This is a genomic window from Brevundimonas vesicularis, assembly GCF_032067225.1.
Lineage (GTDB): Bacteria > Pseudomonadota > Alphaproteobacteria > Caulobacterales > Caulobacteraceae > Brevundimonas > Brevundimonas vesicularis_F.
On record NZ_DAMBJX010000026.1, the window covers coordinates 12,254 to 28,174 of the forward strand.

At 65.0% G+C, this 15,921-nt stretch carries 11 protein-coding genes; 9 read left to right on the forward strand and 2 right to left on the reverse strand.

The window, feature by feature from the left end; translation table 11 throughout:
* Window positions 1–2: 2 nt before the first annotated feature.
* Window positions 3–1,913 (reverse strand): flagellar hook-length control protein FliK, encoded by a 1,911-nt coding sequence (locus tag RT123_RS08515; protein WP_313008727.1) that lies wholly within the window; start codon window positions 1,911–1,913, stop codon window positions 3–5.
* A gap of 407 nt (window positions 1,914–2,320) precedes the next feature.
* On the opposite strand from RT123_RS08515, the gene flgK reads away from it, so the two are divergent.
* The 9 genes from flgK to RT123_RS08560 all read left to right on the forward strand — a co-directional run bounded on the left by flgK (window position 2,321) and on the right by RT123_RS08560 (window position 12,852).
* Window positions 2,321–4,420 carry a flagellar hook-associated protein FlgK gene (gene flgK, locus RT123_RS08520; RefSeq protein WP_313008728.1) on the forward strand — a complete coding sequence of 700 codons (2,100 nt, stop codon included), beginning with the start codon at window positions 2,321–2,323 and terminating at the stop codon, window positions 4,418–4,420.
* A complete protein-coding gene (locus RT123_RS08525) occupies window positions 4,417–5,382 on the forward strand; it encodes a flagellin (protein ID WP_313008729.1) in 966 nt (321 codons plus the stop codon). Before flgK ends, RT123_RS08525 begins: the two co-directional genes overlap by 4 nt.
* Window positions 5,383–5,448: 66 nt before the next feature.
* Window positions 5,449–6,687, forward strand: coding sequence for a putative DNA modification/repair radical SAM protein (locus RT123_RS08530; protein WP_313008730.1), 1,239 nt, complete (start codon window positions 5,449–5,451; stop codon window positions 6,685–6,687).
* The gene (locus RT123_RS08535) at window positions 6,687–8,141 is read left to right on the forward strand and encodes a UdgX family uracil-DNA binding protein (RefSeq protein WP_313008731.1); all 1,455 of its coding nucleotides are present in this window, start codon (window positions 6,687–6,689) and stop codon (window positions 8,139–8,141) included. Before RT123_RS08530 ends, RT123_RS08535 begins: the two co-directional genes overlap by 1 nt.
* A 227-nt stretch (window positions 8,142–8,368) precedes the next feature.
* Window positions 8,369–9,484 carry an MlaE family ABC transporter permease gene (locus RT123_RS08540; RefSeq protein ID WP_039246445.1) on the forward strand — a complete coding sequence of 372 codons (1,116 nt, stop codon included), beginning with the start codon at window positions 8,369–8,371 and terminating at the stop codon, window positions 9,482–9,484.
* Window positions 9,481–10,257 carry an ABC transporter ATP-binding protein gene (locus RT123_RS08545; protein WP_039246447.1) on the forward strand — a complete coding sequence of 259 codons (777 nt, stop codon included), beginning with the start codon at window positions 9,481–9,483 and terminating at the stop codon, window positions 10,255–10,257. The genes RT123_RS08540 and RT123_RS08545 overlap by 4 nt, the downstream gene beginning before the upstream one ends.
* Before the next feature lie 12 nt (window positions 10,258–10,269).
* Complete coding sequence (locus RT123_RS08550; RefSeq protein WP_039246448.1) at window positions 10,270–11,208, forward strand: MlaD family protein; 939 nt, start codon at window positions 10,270–10,272, stop codon at window positions 11,206–11,208.
* Window positions 11,205–11,855: an ABC-type transport auxiliary lipoprotein family protein gene (locus tag RT123_RS08555; RefSeq protein WP_307511868.1), complete on the forward strand. Its 651-nt coding sequence runs from the start codon at window positions 11,205–11,207 to the stop codon at window positions 11,853–11,855. Before RT123_RS08550 ends, RT123_RS08555 begins: the two co-directional genes overlap by 4 nt.
* A 94-nt stretch (window positions 11,856–11,949) precedes the next feature.
* Entirely contained in the window at window positions 11,950–12,852 is a 903-nt protein-coding gene (locus RT123_RS08560) for a hypothetical protein (protein WP_066623093.1), read from the forward strand.
* Between the two features lie 3 nt (window positions 12,853–12,855).
* Here RT123_RS08560 and uvrA read toward each other — a convergent pair whose 3' ends face one another.
* A complete protein-coding gene (gene uvrA / locus RT123_RS08565; RefSeq protein WP_313008734.1) occupies window positions 12,856–15,801 on the reverse strand; it encodes an excinuclease ABC subunit UvrA in 2,946 nt (981 codons plus the stop codon).
* Window positions 15,802–15,921 lie beyond the last annotated feature (120 nt).

Consider the following 15,921-nt stretch of genomic DNA (forward strand, 5'->3'; position numbering starts at 1 on the left):
GGTCAGACCTTCAGATCGACGCGGTCAGGCGTCAGGGAATGGTTGATCCAGGCGCCGGGCGCCGGGACGGTGGGCATGTCGGCCTGGGCCGCGAGGCGAGAGCCGCCGGCGAACAGGGCGTTGCGCTGCTGTTGGCGCTCGAAGGCACCACCGCCTGTGGACGGTTCGCGTTGCGAGAAGTCGAGCGCGTCGCTGGCGACCTGGAAGCCGGCCTCCTGAAGCTGGCGACGCAGTTCGTCGGCGCGGCCCTTCAGATCGGCGGCTGCGGCGGGATTGTCGAAGGCTAGGCGAGCGGACAACTGGCCGTCCTTGCCGATCTCAAGACTGACATCGACACGGCCCAGATCTTCGGGCGTCAGCACCATGTCGAACCGGGTCGAACGGCCCTCGAGCTTGCGGGCCATCTGCGCGGCGAGTTGGGCGGTGGTCTCGACGGTGGCGCGTGACAGGGTGGGCAGGCCCTGAGCATGGCTGGACACGGCAGCCTGTTGAGCAGGCTGCGCATCAACCGGCGCGGGGCTTGCTGTAGGGGCTTCGGGCGAGGCCGGCTCCGGTGCGGCGACGCCGGCAATCGCGGGCTCGGCTATCTTAGCGGATGAGGGCGTCGGTTTGGCGGCGACTTCGATCGCGGCGCTAGAAGGGGTGGCGTCTTCGGAGAAGCCCGTCTGAACCGCAGGAACGGCGGTGTCCCCGGTCTGGTCCATCACCGCTTGGAGGCTGCCGCGCAGGGGCGTGGCGGGCTGAAGCGCGGTTTGCAGCTTCGGCGTATCGGTCAATGCTGCCTTTGCCGGCTGATGGGACGCCTCAGCCGTTTCGACTGTCAAAGACGACGCCGCTTCGGATATCGCAGCGACGACCTCGGCGGCGACAATGATCGACGGCTTGGGCGTCGTCGACGTGACGGCGATCTGGACTTGGGCGGTCGAGATCTGAGCGGCCGCAAGGGATTGAGCGATCGGCGACGGTGAGGCCGGCTTGTCGGTGTTGGCGGCAGCAACTTGGATCGTGCTGGCCGCAGCGTCGAAATTCGCAGGCGCCGGCGGCGCTGCGTCGGTCGGACGAGGCGCTGCTTCGCCGTCTACCGTAAAGGCAGGCTTGGGCGCGACTGTCGGCTTCGGACCGTCGGTAGTCGTCGTCGGCTGGGCAGGCGTGACCGAGGCCTTGGCGGCCTCGACTTCAGCCGGCTTCGTCGCGGCGGGAGAAGAGGTCAGCGCTTCGGTCGTCAGGATTTCGGAGAGTTCGGAAAGGACTGCTTGAGCGGTCGCGGCCGTCAGGGCGGCCTTCGCTTCAAGATCTTGATTGGCAGGCGCCGGCGCAGTCTTGGCCGCCGGAGCAGTTCCAGAACGAGAAGTCATAGCGACCGTCGTCGTCATCGCCTCGGGCGCAACGAATGCGACTGACGCAACATCTTTGGGAGCTTGTGGATCGACAGGGATTTCCGCCGCGTCCTCGGAAACGGCCGACGAGCCTGCGACATCGAGCGATTGAGCGACCGGAACGGCCGGCGTCGGTTGCGTGGCTGTAAACGGCGTTGCGGCGACGAGGCCAGAGCTATCGTCGTCATTCGCGGCCGTGTCCGTGCCGATCTGCTGCTCGTGGGCAAGGGAAGGCTGAGCTGCGCAGTCTGCTATCTCGCCCGAGATCGTAGGGACGCTTTCGGTTGTCGGGGTCGGCGTGTTGGCGTCCGGCTCGACCGCCATGGGCTGGGCCATGATGACGCCCAGCGACCGAGCGCCTGTCAGACGGCCGGGCGTCAGCCGTTCGGCCGGCGCGCCGTAGACACCCGCGTTCAGCGCATCGGCGACCTTGCTGGAGAACAGACCCGCATCGACTGCCTCTGCGCCCAGGGCGGCAGCCGACGTTCCGGTCGAAACCGGAGCGGCAGGCGCGAGCAGGGCGGAAGCGGTGGACATGGAAGCGCGGCGGCTTTCGTGAGGAGCGACGACGGCGCCTGCTGCGCCCAAGAGTTCGCCGCCCTCGACGCAAGGGTCGGGCCAAGAAAATAAGTCAGCAAAAACAATGCAAAGCATAGGGTCGGGGTCGACGGATCCGAGGCGCGGCGGTCGTTATTGCCGCGCTCTCGCCACTTTTTGCCCGGCGTCGCGCGCTGCCGATCAGTGACACGCGGGATGCCCGCAATCCGATTGGCCCGACCTTTGCGCGTCTTTCCCATCATGACGACCGCCCGATCAACGATCCTGTGGAAAAACAACGCTTTGTGCGAGCGGGCGTGGCGCGTGGCTGGGCAAGAACTGCGCGTCGCGATGCAGCGGTTGCCGGGTAGGGCGGGAAAGACGCGTCAATGTCGCTGAACTCGATCATGAACATTGCGACGTCGGGGCTGAAGACCGCCCAGTCGCAGTTGCGCGTCACCGCCGACAATATCGCCAACGTCGATACGCCCGGATACATCCGCAAGGTCGCCGACCAGTCGGCCGCCGTCACCAACGGCTATGGCTCGGGCGTCGATGTCACGCGGGTCCGTCTGGCGACCGACCGGTTCCTTCAGGCCGCCAGCCTCAGCGCCGGGTCGGACGCCGCACGCCAGACCGTGCGCTATGAATTGTACGACCAGATCCAGAACCAGTTCGGCGATCCCAGCAGCGACACCAACTTCTTCGCCCAGGTCGACAAGCTGTTCGCCACCTATGCGACACTGGCCGAAAGCCCGACGTCCTCGGCCGGGCGTCAGGATACCATCTACAAGACCCAGGCGATCTTCAATCAGGCCGCCGGCATCGCGTCCCAGATCCAGTCGGCGCGTCAGGAGGCGGACGGCCGGCTGCTGAGCGCGGTCGAAACGGTCAATCCGCTGCTGGAGCAGATCGCCAAGCTGAACAAAACCATCGCCGCCGGCACGGTGACGAACGAGGATGTGACGGGCGCCCAGAACGCCCAGCTCGGCCTGATCAACGAACTGTCCAAATATATGGATGTGAAGGTCGAGGCCCGCTCCAACGGCGGCGTCACCCTGCGCACCAACACAGGCACGACCCTGGTGGGCGAGGGGGCGGCGACGCTGTCGTACCAGGCGGCCGGCACGGTGGACGCCATGACGGCCTTCTCCGACATCATGATCACCGAGCCCAGCGGCACACGCTGGCCACTGTTGGACGGCGTGTCGTCCGGTCAGATCCGGGGTCTGGTCGAGATGCGCGATGTCGATGCGCCGGCGGCCGCCGCGCGCCTGGGTGAGTTGACGGCCAAACTCGCGGACGAACTGAACCGCGCCCACAACGCAAACAGCAGCGTTCCTGCACCGACCGCCTTGACGGGGCGCAACACCGGCCAGTCGTTGGAGAACGCCCTGACCGGCTTCACCGGCGCGACCACCATCTCGACGGTCAATGCGTCGGGCGTGGTGCAGGCCTCGGCCCGGATCGTCTTTTCCGGCGGCACGATAACGATCAACGGCGCCGCCGCGGATCCGACCACCTTCCTCAGCGTGCTGAACGCCCAACTGGGCGGCACGGCGACGGCGAGCTTCTCGGACGGCCAACTGCGCCTGGACGGGGCGGGGGGAAACGGCGTGGCCATCGCCGACGATGCGACGTCGCCCAGCGCCAAGGGCGGGCGTGGATTCTCGCACTGGTTCGGCCTGAACGACTTGGTCGCCACGACAACGCCGACCTTCTACGAGACGGGCCTGACCCTGACGTCTCAGCATGGGTTAGATCCGGGCGAGAGCCTGACCTTGCGCTTTGCCGGCCCGTCCGGCGCGCGTCTTCGCGACATCACCGTGTCGGTGCCGGCCGGGACGGGAACGATGAGCGAGATGCTGGGCGCGCTGAACGATCCCATCACCGGCGTTGGCCGCTATGGCGCCCTCAGCCTGGATGCGGCGGGCAAGCTGTCCTTCAAGGCCTACGACCCGTCTGCGACGTCGATGAGCGTCGTGAAGGACAATACGACCCAGGATCCGTCCGGCGTTTCAATGTCGCAACTGTTTGGCCTAGGCGCGACCGGATCGACGCGGGCGGGCGCCTATACGGTGCGCAGCGACATCCAGCAGGACCCCGGAAAGCTGGCCCTGGCGCAACTGAACCTGTCGGCGGCGGCGGGGACGCCGGCGCTGAGCAAGAACGATGGGCGCGGCGGACTGGCGCTGGGGGATGTGGGCAAGACGAACATCACCTTCGCCGCAGCCGGCGGAAATGCCGGCGGGACCAAGACCCTGTCGTCCTATGCGGCGGACTTCGCCGGCGAGATCGGCGGCAAGGCATCGGCCGCCAAGACCCGCAGCGAAACGGCAAGCGCCCTGGCCAAGGAGGCGGACAGCCGCCGCACCTCGGCCGAAGGCGTGAACATGGACGAAGAGCTGGTCAATATGACCACCTTCCAGCAAGCCTATAACGCCTCTGCGCGCCTGATCCAGGCGAGCAAGGACATGTACGACGTACTGATCGGAATCCTGCAATGACGCGCGTCGCGACCCACGGGAACTACCAGTCGGCCTTGCTCAGCCTGATGAACGCGCAAGGCCGCGCGCAGCAGGCGCAGGAGCGGATCGATAGCGAGAAGATCGCCACCGACATGTCCGGCTATGGCCGAGGGGCCGAACAACTGACAAGCCTGACATCGACCCAGGCGCGGCTGGAAGGATTCATTTCCACCGGCGAGGCCGTGAAGGCGCGGCTGAGCGCCCAGGATCTGGCCATGAGCCGCATTTACGAAGGTGGCAATGCGGCGCGCGAGGCCATTGCAAGCAGCCTGGCCGCCGGGCGGATCGACAATCTGATGGTCGAGCTCGGTCTGAACTATCAGACGGTTCAGGGGGGATTGAACGCGGAACACCAGGGCTCGTATCTGTTTGCGGGCGGCCAAAGCGACATCGCTCCCGCCACAGCCGCGACCATGGCCGATTTGACGGCGGCGGCGTCCACCGCCGCGACCTTCGCCAACGACACCTTGAAGCAGAAGTCGCGCATCGACGAGAAGACCACGGTCGAGACCGGGTTTCTGGCCAGCGAGATCGGCGGGCCGCTGACTGAGGTGTTCCGCAACATTCAGGCCTTCCAGAACGGCACGGCGGTGACCGTGGGCGGCGTGACCTATACGCCAGCTGGCGCGGGAACGCTGACGGGGCAGCCCGACGCCAACGTCACCGCGTTTTTGAAGGCGCAGATGGGCGAATTAGACAAGGCGAATGCGGGACTAACGAACGAGACGGCCAAGAACGGTCTGATCCAGAACCACGTCGAGACGGCGCTGGACGCCCAGGAAAATCAGAAGACCGCTCTGCAGAAGATGATGCAGGACAAGTCCGGCTATGATCCGGCACGGGCGATCACCGATCTGCAGATGGCGCAGGTGGCGATCGAGGCTTCGGCCCAGATCATCAACTCGCTGAAAAGCACGTCGCTGCTCAATCTGCTGCGTTAAGTCGTCGTTTCAAAAAAGAAAACGGCAACGCTGGACCAAACATCGTTCTGGAACGTATCATGAACGATGGCCCGTCTCGATCTGCGTCGAAAACTTTCCGTCCTGGCTGACGCCGCCAAGTATGATGCCTCGTGTTCATCGTCGGGAACGTCGAAAAGAAACTCCGTCGGTGGCAAGGGGATTGGCTCGACCGAGGGCATGGGCATCTGTCACGCCTATACGCCGGACGGGCGGTGCATCAGTTTGCTCAAGATCCTTCTGACCAACTTCTGCATCTACGATTGCGCCTATTGCATCAATCGCGTGTCGTCGAATGTGGAGCGCGCGCGGTTCGATGTCGACGAGGTGGTTGACCTGACGCTCAACTTCTACAAGCGCAACTATATCGAGGGTCTGTTTCTGTCGTCAGGCATCATTCGATCCGGCGACTATACGATGGAGCAGCTAGTCCTGGTGGCTAAGACGCTGCGGGAAGTCCATGATTTTCGGGGCTATATTCATCTGAAGCTGATCCCGGAAGCGGATCCGAAGCTGGTGGAAATGGCGGGGCTGTATGCCGACCGCCTGTCGGCCAATATCGAACTTCCGCGCGACGAGGCGCTGGCGCGACTGGCGCCGCAAAAGGACGTCGGGGTCATCAAGAAGGCGATGAGCCAGGTGCGTCTGGGCGTCGAGGCGGCGAAGCCGGCCAAACGTGAAAAGATCAAGCCGCCGAAGTTCGCGCCGGGCGGCCAGAGCACACAGCTGATCATCGGCGCCGACGGCGCGCCGGATACGGAAATCCTGGATCGCAGCGCCTCGCTCTACGGTGGTTATGGCCTGCGCCGCGTCTATTATTCGGCGTTCAGTCCGATCCCGGACTCCAGTTCGATCCTGCCGCTGTCCAAGCCGCCGCTGATGCGCGAGCATCGCTTGTATCAGGCCGATTGGCTGATGCGGTTCTATGGCTTCTCCGCGCCGGAGATCGGCGAGGGCGCATCGAACGGCATGCTCGATCTGGCGGTCGACCCCAAACTGGCCTGGGCTCTCAACAAGCGTGAGCAGTTTCCCGTCGATGTGAACCGTGCGCCGCGCGAGATGCTGCTCCGTGTGCCGGGGCTGGGCGTGAAGGCAGTGGACCGGATCGTCACGGTCCGCCGCTATCGCACCCTGCGGCTGGAGGATGTCGGACGGCTGACGCGATCTGTGGCCAAGATTCGACCCTTCATTACGGCGTTGGACTGGACGCCTGGCGGACTGACGGATGCGGCGGACCTGAAGGCGCGCGTGACCAGCCGCACGCCCGAGCAGTTGAGTCTGTTCTGATGGCGGTGGCGACGCTGGACGGTGAGACCGACTTCGACGGCTGGCGGAAAGCGGCGCGCGCGTTGCGATTGGCGGGTGTTGAGCCCGCAGCGGCGCGGTTCGTCGTGGCGGGGGCGGTGGAACAGGGCGGGCTGTTCGATCAGCCGATTGTTGAAGAAGTGTCGCCGACGCCGGATGACCGCAGAGCTTTCAACGTCCCGAAGGAGTTCGTGGATCTGGCTCAGAACCTGATCCTGCATCGATCCGCTGACCGTTTCGATCTGATGTACCGGCTGCTGTGGCGACTCAAGGATGAGCCGGACCTGATCAAGGTCATTTCGGACCGGGACGTCGCCGACGCGCTGGAGCGGGTCAAGAACGTCAGCCGCGCCTCGCACAAGATGAAGGCCTTCGTTCGCTTTCGCCAGGTGCATGACGATCTGGGCGAAGCCTGGGTGGCGTGGTTCGAGCCGCCGCATCGGGTTCTGGAAAAGACCGCGCCCTTTTTCCATCGGCGGTTCACGACCATGCGCTGGTCGATCCTGACGCCGGATGGTTCGGCCTTCTGGGATGGCGAAACCCTGCGGTTCGGGCCGCCGGCGACCCGCGACATGGCGCCGGCCGAAGACGAGATCGAGGATTTCTGGAAGACCTATTACGCGTCGACCTTCAATCCTGCGCGGCTGAAGGTGAAGACGATGCAGGGGGAGATGGCCAAGTCCTACTGGAAGAACCTGCCGGAAGCCGCCCTCATCCCGGAACTGGTCGCGGCCTCGTCGGTTCGAACCGAGACCATGGTCGCTACGCCGTCGCCTCAGCCCAATTCGCGTTTCGCGCGCGCCGTTGCGCCAGACCTGCATATGTCGCGTCCCGACGCCGAGGCCGTGCCCGAAAACCTCGACGATGTCGCCGGCGGCGTTCAGGCGTGTCGCCGTTGCCCGCTTTACCGCGACGCGACGCAAGGGGTGTGCGGGGAGGGGCCGAAGTCGGCGCGTCTGATGATCGTCGGCGAACAGCCGGGCGATCAGGAGGATCTGGCAGGCCGCGCCTTCATCGGGCCGGCGGGACAGGTGTTGAACGCAGCCCTGGCCGAGGCTGGCATTGATCGATCCGACGTCTATGTCACCAACGCGGTCAAACACTTCAAACACGAGCCGCGCGGCAAGCGTCGCCTGCACAAGACGCCGAACGCGGGCGAGGTTCAGGCGTGTCGCTGGTGGCTGGACTCGGAACGCCGGCTGATTAAGCCGCAAGTCGTGCTGGCCCTGGGGGCGACGGCGGGTCTGGCGTTGCTGGGTCGAAAGCCGGCTGTGATGCAGGAACGCGGCGCGCCGATCGACCTGAGCGACGGATCGACCGCCGTACTGACGGTCCACCCCTCCTATCTGCTGCGTCTGCCGGACGAGGCGGCGAAGTCCGAGGCGAGACGGTTGTTCATTGAGGATCTGACGGCCGTGCAGCGTCGTATGAGGTGACGCGAGAACGAATCCCGTTTGGCCGCGTTTGGCATCAGCGCCAGCGTGACCGTTGGACGTTTCATCGGGGAGGCGATCTCGACACGGTCGATCGATAAACATCCGCGCGAATGTCATCGCGCGTTGACATCGAATGCCGGCTTGACCATTAGCGCAGCAGGGATTTCGGCTGTCTGTTCAGAGGGTCAGGGGGAAATCGCGATGTCAGACTGGTCATCAGAGGCCCGATGAACCAAGCCGCATACGAAATTGTCGATCGTGATGGCGAAGCCCGTCTGCGCCTGACCGGCGACTGGACGACCACGGCGCTGGGCCGTCTGCCGACGGAACTGAGCCGCGATCTGGAAGGCCGCGAAATCGCCAGCATCGACACCTCCGACCTCGGTCGCTTCGATACGGCCGGCGCGCTGGCCCTGGTGCAGGCCTCGAGCGGTCGTCTGTCCAAGAGCCAGTGGAAGGATCGGCCCGAGGCCGGCCGTATCTATCACATGATCGAACTGCTGGAGCGGCAGAGCGCCCCGGCGCCCAAGCGACCCAGCGCCTTCGTTCGCACCTTCGCCAAGATCGGGCGAGGCGTGTACGATTTCGGCGGCGAGGCCATGTTGTCGCTGGCCTTCCTCGGCCGCCTGATGGCCGCCGTGGTCGAAGCCGCCAAACGCCCCGGGGGCATCCGCTGGCCGGCCTGGGTCAGTCAGGCGGAGCGGGCCGGGCTGGACGCCATTCCGATCGTCATGATCACCAACTTCTTCATCGGGGCCGTCATCGCCTTCATCGGTGTGGACCTGCTGACCGACTTCGGCGCCCAGGTGTTCGCGGTTCAGCTGATCGGTGTCGCGATGTTCCGCGAGTTCGCCGTGGTCATCGCCTCGGTCCTTCTGGCAGGACGTTCGGCCTCGGCCTTTGCGGCTGAGATCGGGTCGATGCGGATGAATCAGGAGGTCGACGCCATGCAGGTCATGGGCGTCAATCCGTTCCAGGCGCTAGTGATCCCAAGGGTCGCTTCGCTGGTGATCATGCTGCCGCTGCTGACTTTCATGGGCATGATCGGCGGTCTTATCGGCGGTTTGGTCGTGTGCTGGAGCTCGCTGAATCTCGGTCCGTCCTTCTTCTTCCAGCGTCTTGTCGAGGACGGCACCATGGCCCAGCACCTGATGGTAGGCCTGGTGAAGGCGCCCGTCTTCGCCCTGGTGATCGCCGCCATCGGTTGCCGTCAGGGCATGGCCGTCGCCGGGGATGTCGAAAGCCTGGGCCGCCGCGTGACGGCCGCCGTGGTGCAGGCCATCTTCGCCATCATCTTCCTGGACGCCGTGTTCGCCCTGGTGTTCCTGGAGCTGAACATATGACCGAAGCGCCAGAAAATCTGATCGAGGTGCGCGGCCTGTTGAGCCAGTTCGGCGAGCGCACCATTCACGAGAACCTCGACCTCGACCTGGTGCGCGGCGAAGTCCTGGGCGTCGTCGGCGGATCGGGCGCGGGCAAGACTGTGCTGCTCAACACCATCATCGGCTTGAAGGAGCCGGAGGGCGGATCGGTGAAGGTGCTGGGCTACGACCGGGCGAACCTGACCAAGGCCGAGGCGGCCGACATCGAAAAACGCACCGGCATCCTCTTCCAGCAGGGCGCGCTGTTTTCGTCGCTGAGCGTGCTGGAGAACGTGGCTTCGCCCCTGGTCGAACACACCAAACTGCCAAAATCGGTCATCTATGAGCTGGCCGAGCTCAAGATCGCCATGGTCGGTTTGAAGCCGGAGCACCACCATCTGAAGCCGGCCGAACTGTCGGGCGGTATGAAGAAGCGGGCCGGGTTGGCGCGCGCGCTCGCGCTGGATCCCGAGCTGGTGTTCCTCGATGAGCCGACGGCGGGCCTGGATCCCATCGGCGCGGCCGCTTTCGACGATCTGATCCGGCAACTAGCGGACGACCTGGGTCTGTCCGTCTTCATGATCACCCATGACCTCGATACGCTCTACGCCATCTGTGACAAGGTGGCGGTGCTGGCGGACAAGCGGGTCGTGGAAAAGGCCACGGTGCAGGAGCTGGAAGGCTCCGACCATCCGTGGATCAAGGAATATTTCCTGGGGCCGCGCGGACGCGCAGCCACCAAGTCTGCCGCCTGAGGAGAGCGGATCATGGAAAGAGACGCACATTACGCCGCCGTCGGCATCGCCACCGTCGCCCTTCTGGCGGCCCTGGCGGTGTTCACCATCTGGCTGGCCCGGCTGCAGTTCAACAGCGACTACGACATGTACGACATCGTCTTCTATGGGCCGGTGAATGGCCTGTCCGAAGGCGGCGAGGTGCATTTCAACGGCATCCGCGTCGGCGAGGTCACTGACCTGAACATCGACACCAAGCGCGGCGACCAAGTCATCGCCCGTGTCCGCGTTGACGGCACGACGCCGGTGCGCGTCACCTCGCGCGCGCAGCTGGAGCCGCAAGGCATCACCGGTCTGAACTACATCCAGATCACCGCGGGCTCGCCCAACAGCGCCCTGCTGAAAGAGCAGTATCCGGATAATGTCGTGCCCGTGCTGCAAAGCCAGCCGTCGCCGATCGCTGAACTGTTGAGTGGTTCGGGCACGGTTCTGGCCCAGACCGTGGATGCGCTGAACCGGATCAACCGCGTCATGTCCGATGACAATATCCGCAGCTTCTCCACCAGTGTGAAGAACGTCGAGGCGCTGACGACTGAACTGGAAGCCCGCAAGGCCATCTTCCAGCAGTTGGAAGAGGCCGTGACCAACGCCAACGCGGCGGTGAAGGAATACCAGGCCCTGGCCGTCGACACGCGTCAGATCATCAATACGGACGGTCGCCAAGCCATCGCCAATATCAACTCGGCGACGGCGGAAGCCCGCACGGCGATCGCCTCGGCCAACCGTTCGATCACGGGGCTGGAGCGTCCTTTGGGTGACTTTGCGACGACCAGCCTGCCGCAATTGACCGGCACGATCGAAGAGCTGCAAGACGCCACCCGGTCTCTGCAATCCCTGATCGACGACGTCCGCGCCAGCCCGCGTGACTTCATCGGTCGTCCGAAATCCAAAGAGCTGGAGGTGCAGCCGTGATCCTTCGTCCTGTCCTTCGACTGGCGGCGCCCGCCGCTGTCCTGACCGCGCTGAGCGGATGCGCCCTGCTGTCGTCGCCGGACCCGGTGCAGAACTATCGGTTCGGCCTGCCGATGGCCGCGCCGTCGTCGGTGGGCGACACGCCTGCGCCTCTAACGGTCTCGATCCGCCGCATCGAGTTCCCGCAGGCGACCGGCGACGACAAAATCCTGGGCGTCACGGGTCTAGAGACGGCCTATATTGGCGGCGCACGCTGGGTGTCGCCGGCCTCGACCCTGTTCGACGACAGCTTGAAGGCGGCCTTCGCCAACCGAGCGGATCGCATTCGCGTGCTGGGTCGCCGCGAGCCGGGGACGCCGCCGCTGATCCTGCAAGTCACGGTCACGACCTTCGAGGCTCGATACGCCGCGCCGGGAGCCGTGCCGGATGTCGTCGTGACCGCGCGGGCGCAGCTGCGCTCCACCCCGGAACGGCGCGCTGGCGGCGGGACCATTCGTCCCGAGGAAGGGCGCTCGGTTGAGCGGGTGTTCACCGTGATCCAACCCGCCGGCGACAATCGCGTGTCCGCCATCGTTGCAGCCTTCGACACGGCGACGCGCGACATCAACACCCAGATCGCCGACTGGACGATCGCCTCCGCGAACTGAGGCGATCGAACGCATGATGCCGGGACGGCGGCGGTGCGGGACGTAGGCTTGCGGATGCGCTAGGGTGCGCCGCGAATCTGCTCCCGGAGTTGTCATGAGTTTTTCCGCCACCGACGCGGCCTTCGAAGGCTTTCGGGTCGTTCGCCGGCATCCGATTGTCGCGGTCGCCTGGGGCCTGGTCTATCTGGCCGTCTATGTCGCCATGTTCGGCCTGGGCGCAGACAAGTGGGCCAGCCTGATGGCGGCGGGTGAAGCGCTGGAACAGTCGGCCAACCCGTCGATGGCGGAGTTCCAGGCCTTGGGTCAGACCTATGCCGGAGCCCTGATCTGGGCCGCGCCCATCGGCCTTCTGGTCGGCGCGGTGCTGAGCGCGGCGGTGGCGCGCTCGGTCTTGCGGCCGGCCGAGTCGTCGTGGGGCTATCTGCGCCTCGGTATGGATGAGGTCCGCGTTCTGGCGGTCAGTCTGATCGTCAGCCTGGCTGTTGGTCTGGCGTCTGGCGTCGGCATGATGGTGGTCGGCGCGGCCATCGGTTTCGGCGCGGCGTCGGGTCAGGCGCTGCTGATCTTGGCCGGCGTGCTGCTGATCTTCGCCGTCTTCGCCCTGATCGTCTGGCTGGCGATCAAGTTCAGCCTTGCGGTGCCGATGACGATCGATCGCCGCAAGATCACCATCGTGGAATCGTTCGCCGCCACAAAGGGGCATTTCTGGTCGCTGCTGGGCATGGCCGTGATCGCCATCATCATGTCCCTGATCGTCAGCATCCTGGGCATGATCATCGGCGCAGCCGCAGACCTCGCCACCGGCGGCATCCAGACGCTGGCGCGCTTCGACGGCGAGGGACTGGGTCAGATCCTGATGCAGGCCTGGCCGGCGATCCTGGTGTCGTCGATCGTCAACGCCTTCCTCGCCGCGCTGCAGCTCGCGGTCCTATATGCGCCGTTCGCAGCGGCCTGGAATGGGCTTCGAGGCGGTCAGTCGACCGACGTCTTTTCCTAACGATCAGACCGACGCCTTCACCCTTTTCTTCTTAGCCGGAGCATCGACGGACCCGCCCAGGGCCGCCACACGCGCCTTGCGGCGGTCCTCGTGCCGATCCAGCACCTCCTTGAGGTATTTGCCGGTCCAGCTGGCCTTGTTATCCGCGACCTGTTCGGGCGTGCCGACCGCAACGATCTCGCCGCCGCCGTCACCGCCCTCAGGACCGAAGTCGAGCAGATAGTCGGCGACCTTGATGACATCGAGGTTGTGTTCGATCACCACGATGGTGTTGCCGGCCTCGACCAGTTCCTGCAGCACCTCGAGCAGCTTGCGCGTATCCTCGAAGTGCAGGCCGGTCGTCGGCTCGTCGAGGATGTAGAGGGTGCGGCCGGTTGCGCGCTTGGACAGCTCCTTGGACAGTTTGACCCGCTGGGCCTCGCCGCCCGACAGGGTGGTCGCCGGCTGGCCGACCTTGACGTAGCCCAGGCCGACCCGTTCCAGCGTCAGCATCTTGTCGCGGATCGGCGGCACGGCCTTGAAGAAGGTCGCCGCCTCCTCGACCGTCATGTCCAGCACGTCCGAAATGGACTTGCCCTTGAACACAATCTCCAGCGTCTCGCGGTTGTAGCGTTTGCCCTTGCAGACGTCGCAGGTGACATAGACGTCCGGCAGGAAGTGCATCTCGATCTTGATGACGCCGTCGCCTTGGCAGGCTTCGCAACGCCCGCCCTTGACGTTGAAGCTGAACCGCCCGGGGCCATAGCCGCGCGCCTTGGATTCCGGCAGGCCGGCGTACCAGTCGCGGATAGGCCCGAAGGCGCCGGTATAGGTCGCGGGGTTCGAGCGCGGGGTGCGGCCGATGGGCGACTGGTCGATGTCGATGACCTTGTCGAAATGCTCCAGGCCTTCGATCCGATCAAAGGGGGCGGGGGCCTCCGAGGCATTGTTCAGGCGACGCGCGGCGGCCTTGTACAGGGTCTCGATGGTGAAGGTGGACTTGCCGCCGCCCGAGACGCCGGTGATGCAGGTGAAGACGCCGACCGGGATTTCGCCGGTGACGCTCTTCAGATTGTTGCCGCTGGCGCCGCTGATTTTCAGCATCCGCTTGCGGTTGATGGGGCGGCGACCCTCGGCGGGGATTTCGATCTCGCGCTCGCCAGTCAAGTATTTGCCGGTCAGGGACTTGGGGTTGGCCATGACCTGGGCCGGCGTGCCCTCGGCGCAGACTTGGCCGCCATGAACACCGGCGGCCGGGCCCATGTCGATGACGTAGTCCGCGGTCAGGATGGCTTCTTCGTCATGCTCGACCACGAGGACCGAGTTGCCGAGATCGCGCAGCCCCTTCAGGCTTTCCAGCAGGCGGGTATTGTCGCGTTGGTGCAGGCCGATGGACGGCTCGTCCAGCACATAGAGGACGCCGGTAAGGCCCGAGCCGATCTGTGAGGCCAGGCGGATGCGCTGGCTCTCGCCGCCCGACAGGGTGCCGGAGGATCGGGACAGGTTCAGATAGTCCAGGCCGACGTTGTTCAGGAACCGCAGCCGGTCGCAGATTTCCTTCAGGATGCGCCGGGCGATCTCCATCTGCTTTTCGGTCAGATTCTCTTCCAGCGTCGAGAACCACAGATAGGCCTTGGAGATCGACAGGGTCGAGATGTCGGCGATGTCCTCGCCGCCGACCTTGACCGCCAGGGCCTCGGGCTTCAGCCGCTTGCCGTGACACGCGTCGCAGGGCGTTTCGGACTGATAGCGGGCCAGTTCCTCGCGCACCCAGGCGCTATCGGTCTCGCGCCAGCGACGTTCCAGGTTCGGCAGCACGCCCTCGAACGGCTTGGAGACCTCGTATTTGCGGGCGTTGTCGTCATAGACGAACTTGATCTTCTCCGAGCCAGTGCCGTGCAGGATGGCCTTGTGCGCCTGGGCGGGCAGGTCGCGCCACGGCTTGTCCATCGAGAAACCATAGTGGAGGCTGAGCGACTGCAGCGTCTGGGTGTAGAGCGGCGACGGCCCACGCGCCCACGGTGCCACGGCGCCCTTGTGCAGGGTCTTGTCGCGGTCCGGGATCACCAGATCGGCGTCAAACGCCAGCTTGACACCCAAGCCGTCGCAGACCGGGCAGGCGCCGAAGGGATTGTTGAATGAGAACAGTCGCGGCTCGATCTCGCTGATGGTGAAACCGGACACCGGACAGGCGAACCGCTCCGAGAACAGCAGGCTGCGCGGCGCGGTCTCACCTTCCGCCGTCGAGGCCCATTCAGCGTTGGCGATGCCGTCGGCCAGACCCAGCGCCGTCTGTAGGCTGTCGGCGTAGCGCGCTTCCTGATCCGGCTTGGTGACGATCCGGTCCACGACGATGTCGATGTCGTGCTTGAACTTCTTGTCCAGGGTGGGCGCTTCGTCGATCGGATAAAACTGGCCGTCGATCTTCAGCCGCTGGAAGCCCTGACGCTGCCACTCGGCGATTTCCTTCCTGTACTCGCCCTTGCGGCCGCGAACGACGGGGGCGAGCAGCAGGATTCGCTCGCCATCGGGCAGGGCGACCAGCTTGTCGACCATCTGGCTGACGGTCTGGCTCTCGATCGGCAGGCCGGTCGCCGGCGAGTAGGGCACCCCGACGCGCGCCCATAGCAGGCGCATATAGTCGTGGATTTCCGTCACCGTGCCGACGGTCGAGCGCGGGTTCTTGGACGTTGTCTTCTGTTCGATGGAGATGGCCGGGGACAGGCCTTCGATCAAATCCACGTCCGGCTTGCCCATCAACTCCAGGAATTGGCGGGCATAGGCCGACAGGCTCTCGACATAGCGCCGCTGGCCTTCGGCATAGATGGTGTCGAAAGCGAGCGAGGATTTGCCAGACCCCGACAGGCCGGTCATCACCACCAGCTGTTCACGCGGAATGTCGAGATCCACGCCCTTGAGGTTATGCTCGCGGGCGCCGCGAACGCGGATGAAGTTATGCTTTTCGGTCATGCTGTCCAGAGAACGCGGAGGAGAGCCGGCGGGTCCGGCGCGTTATCGCTATATGGGGACGAAAATAGGCGATCAGCAAGAACGTTATGGGAACATTTTTGTCTGTGTCTTTGGGTTGTG

Bases quoted from the DNA above. Each gene is read 5' to 3' on its own strand.
- RT123_RS08515 (WP_313008727.1), bottom strand. From the start codon at position 1,913: ATGTCCACCGCTTCCGCCCTGCTCGCGCCTGCCGCTCCGGTTTCGACC.
- flgK (WP_313008728.1), top strand. From the start codon at position 2,321: ATGAACATTGCGACGTCGGGGCTGAAGACCGCCCAGTCGCAGTTGCGC.
- RT123_RS08525 (WP_313008729.1), top strand. From the start codon at position 4,417: ATGACGCGCGTCGCGACCCACGGGAACTACCAGTCGGCCTTGCTCAGC.
- RT123_RS08530 (WP_313008730.1), top strand. From the start codon at position 5,449: ATGGCCCGTCTCGATCTGCGTCGAAAACTTTCCGTCCTGGCTGACGCC.
- RT123_RS08535 (WP_313008731.1), top strand. From the start codon at position 6,687: ATGGCGGTGGCGACGCTGGACGGTGAGACCGACTTCGACGGCTGGCGG.
- RT123_RS08540 (WP_039246445.1), top strand. From the start codon at position 8,369: ATGAACCAAGCCGCATACGAAATTGTCGATCGTGATGGCGAAGCCCGT.
- RT123_RS08545 (WP_039246447.1), top strand. From the start codon at position 9,481: ATGACCGAAGCGCCAGAAAATCTGATCGAGGTGCGCGGCCTGTTGAGC.
- RT123_RS08550 (WP_039246448.1), top strand. From the start codon at position 10,270: ATGGAAAGAGACGCACATTACGCCGCCGTCGGCATCGCCACCGTCGCC.
- RT123_RS08560 (WP_066623093.1), top strand. From the start codon at position 11,950: ATGAGTTTTTCCGCCACCGACGCGGCCTTCGAAGGCTTTCGGGTCGTT.
- uvrA (WP_313008734.1), bottom strand. From the start codon at position 15,801: ATGACCGAAAAGCATAACTTCATCCGCGTTCGCGGCGCCCGCGAGCAT.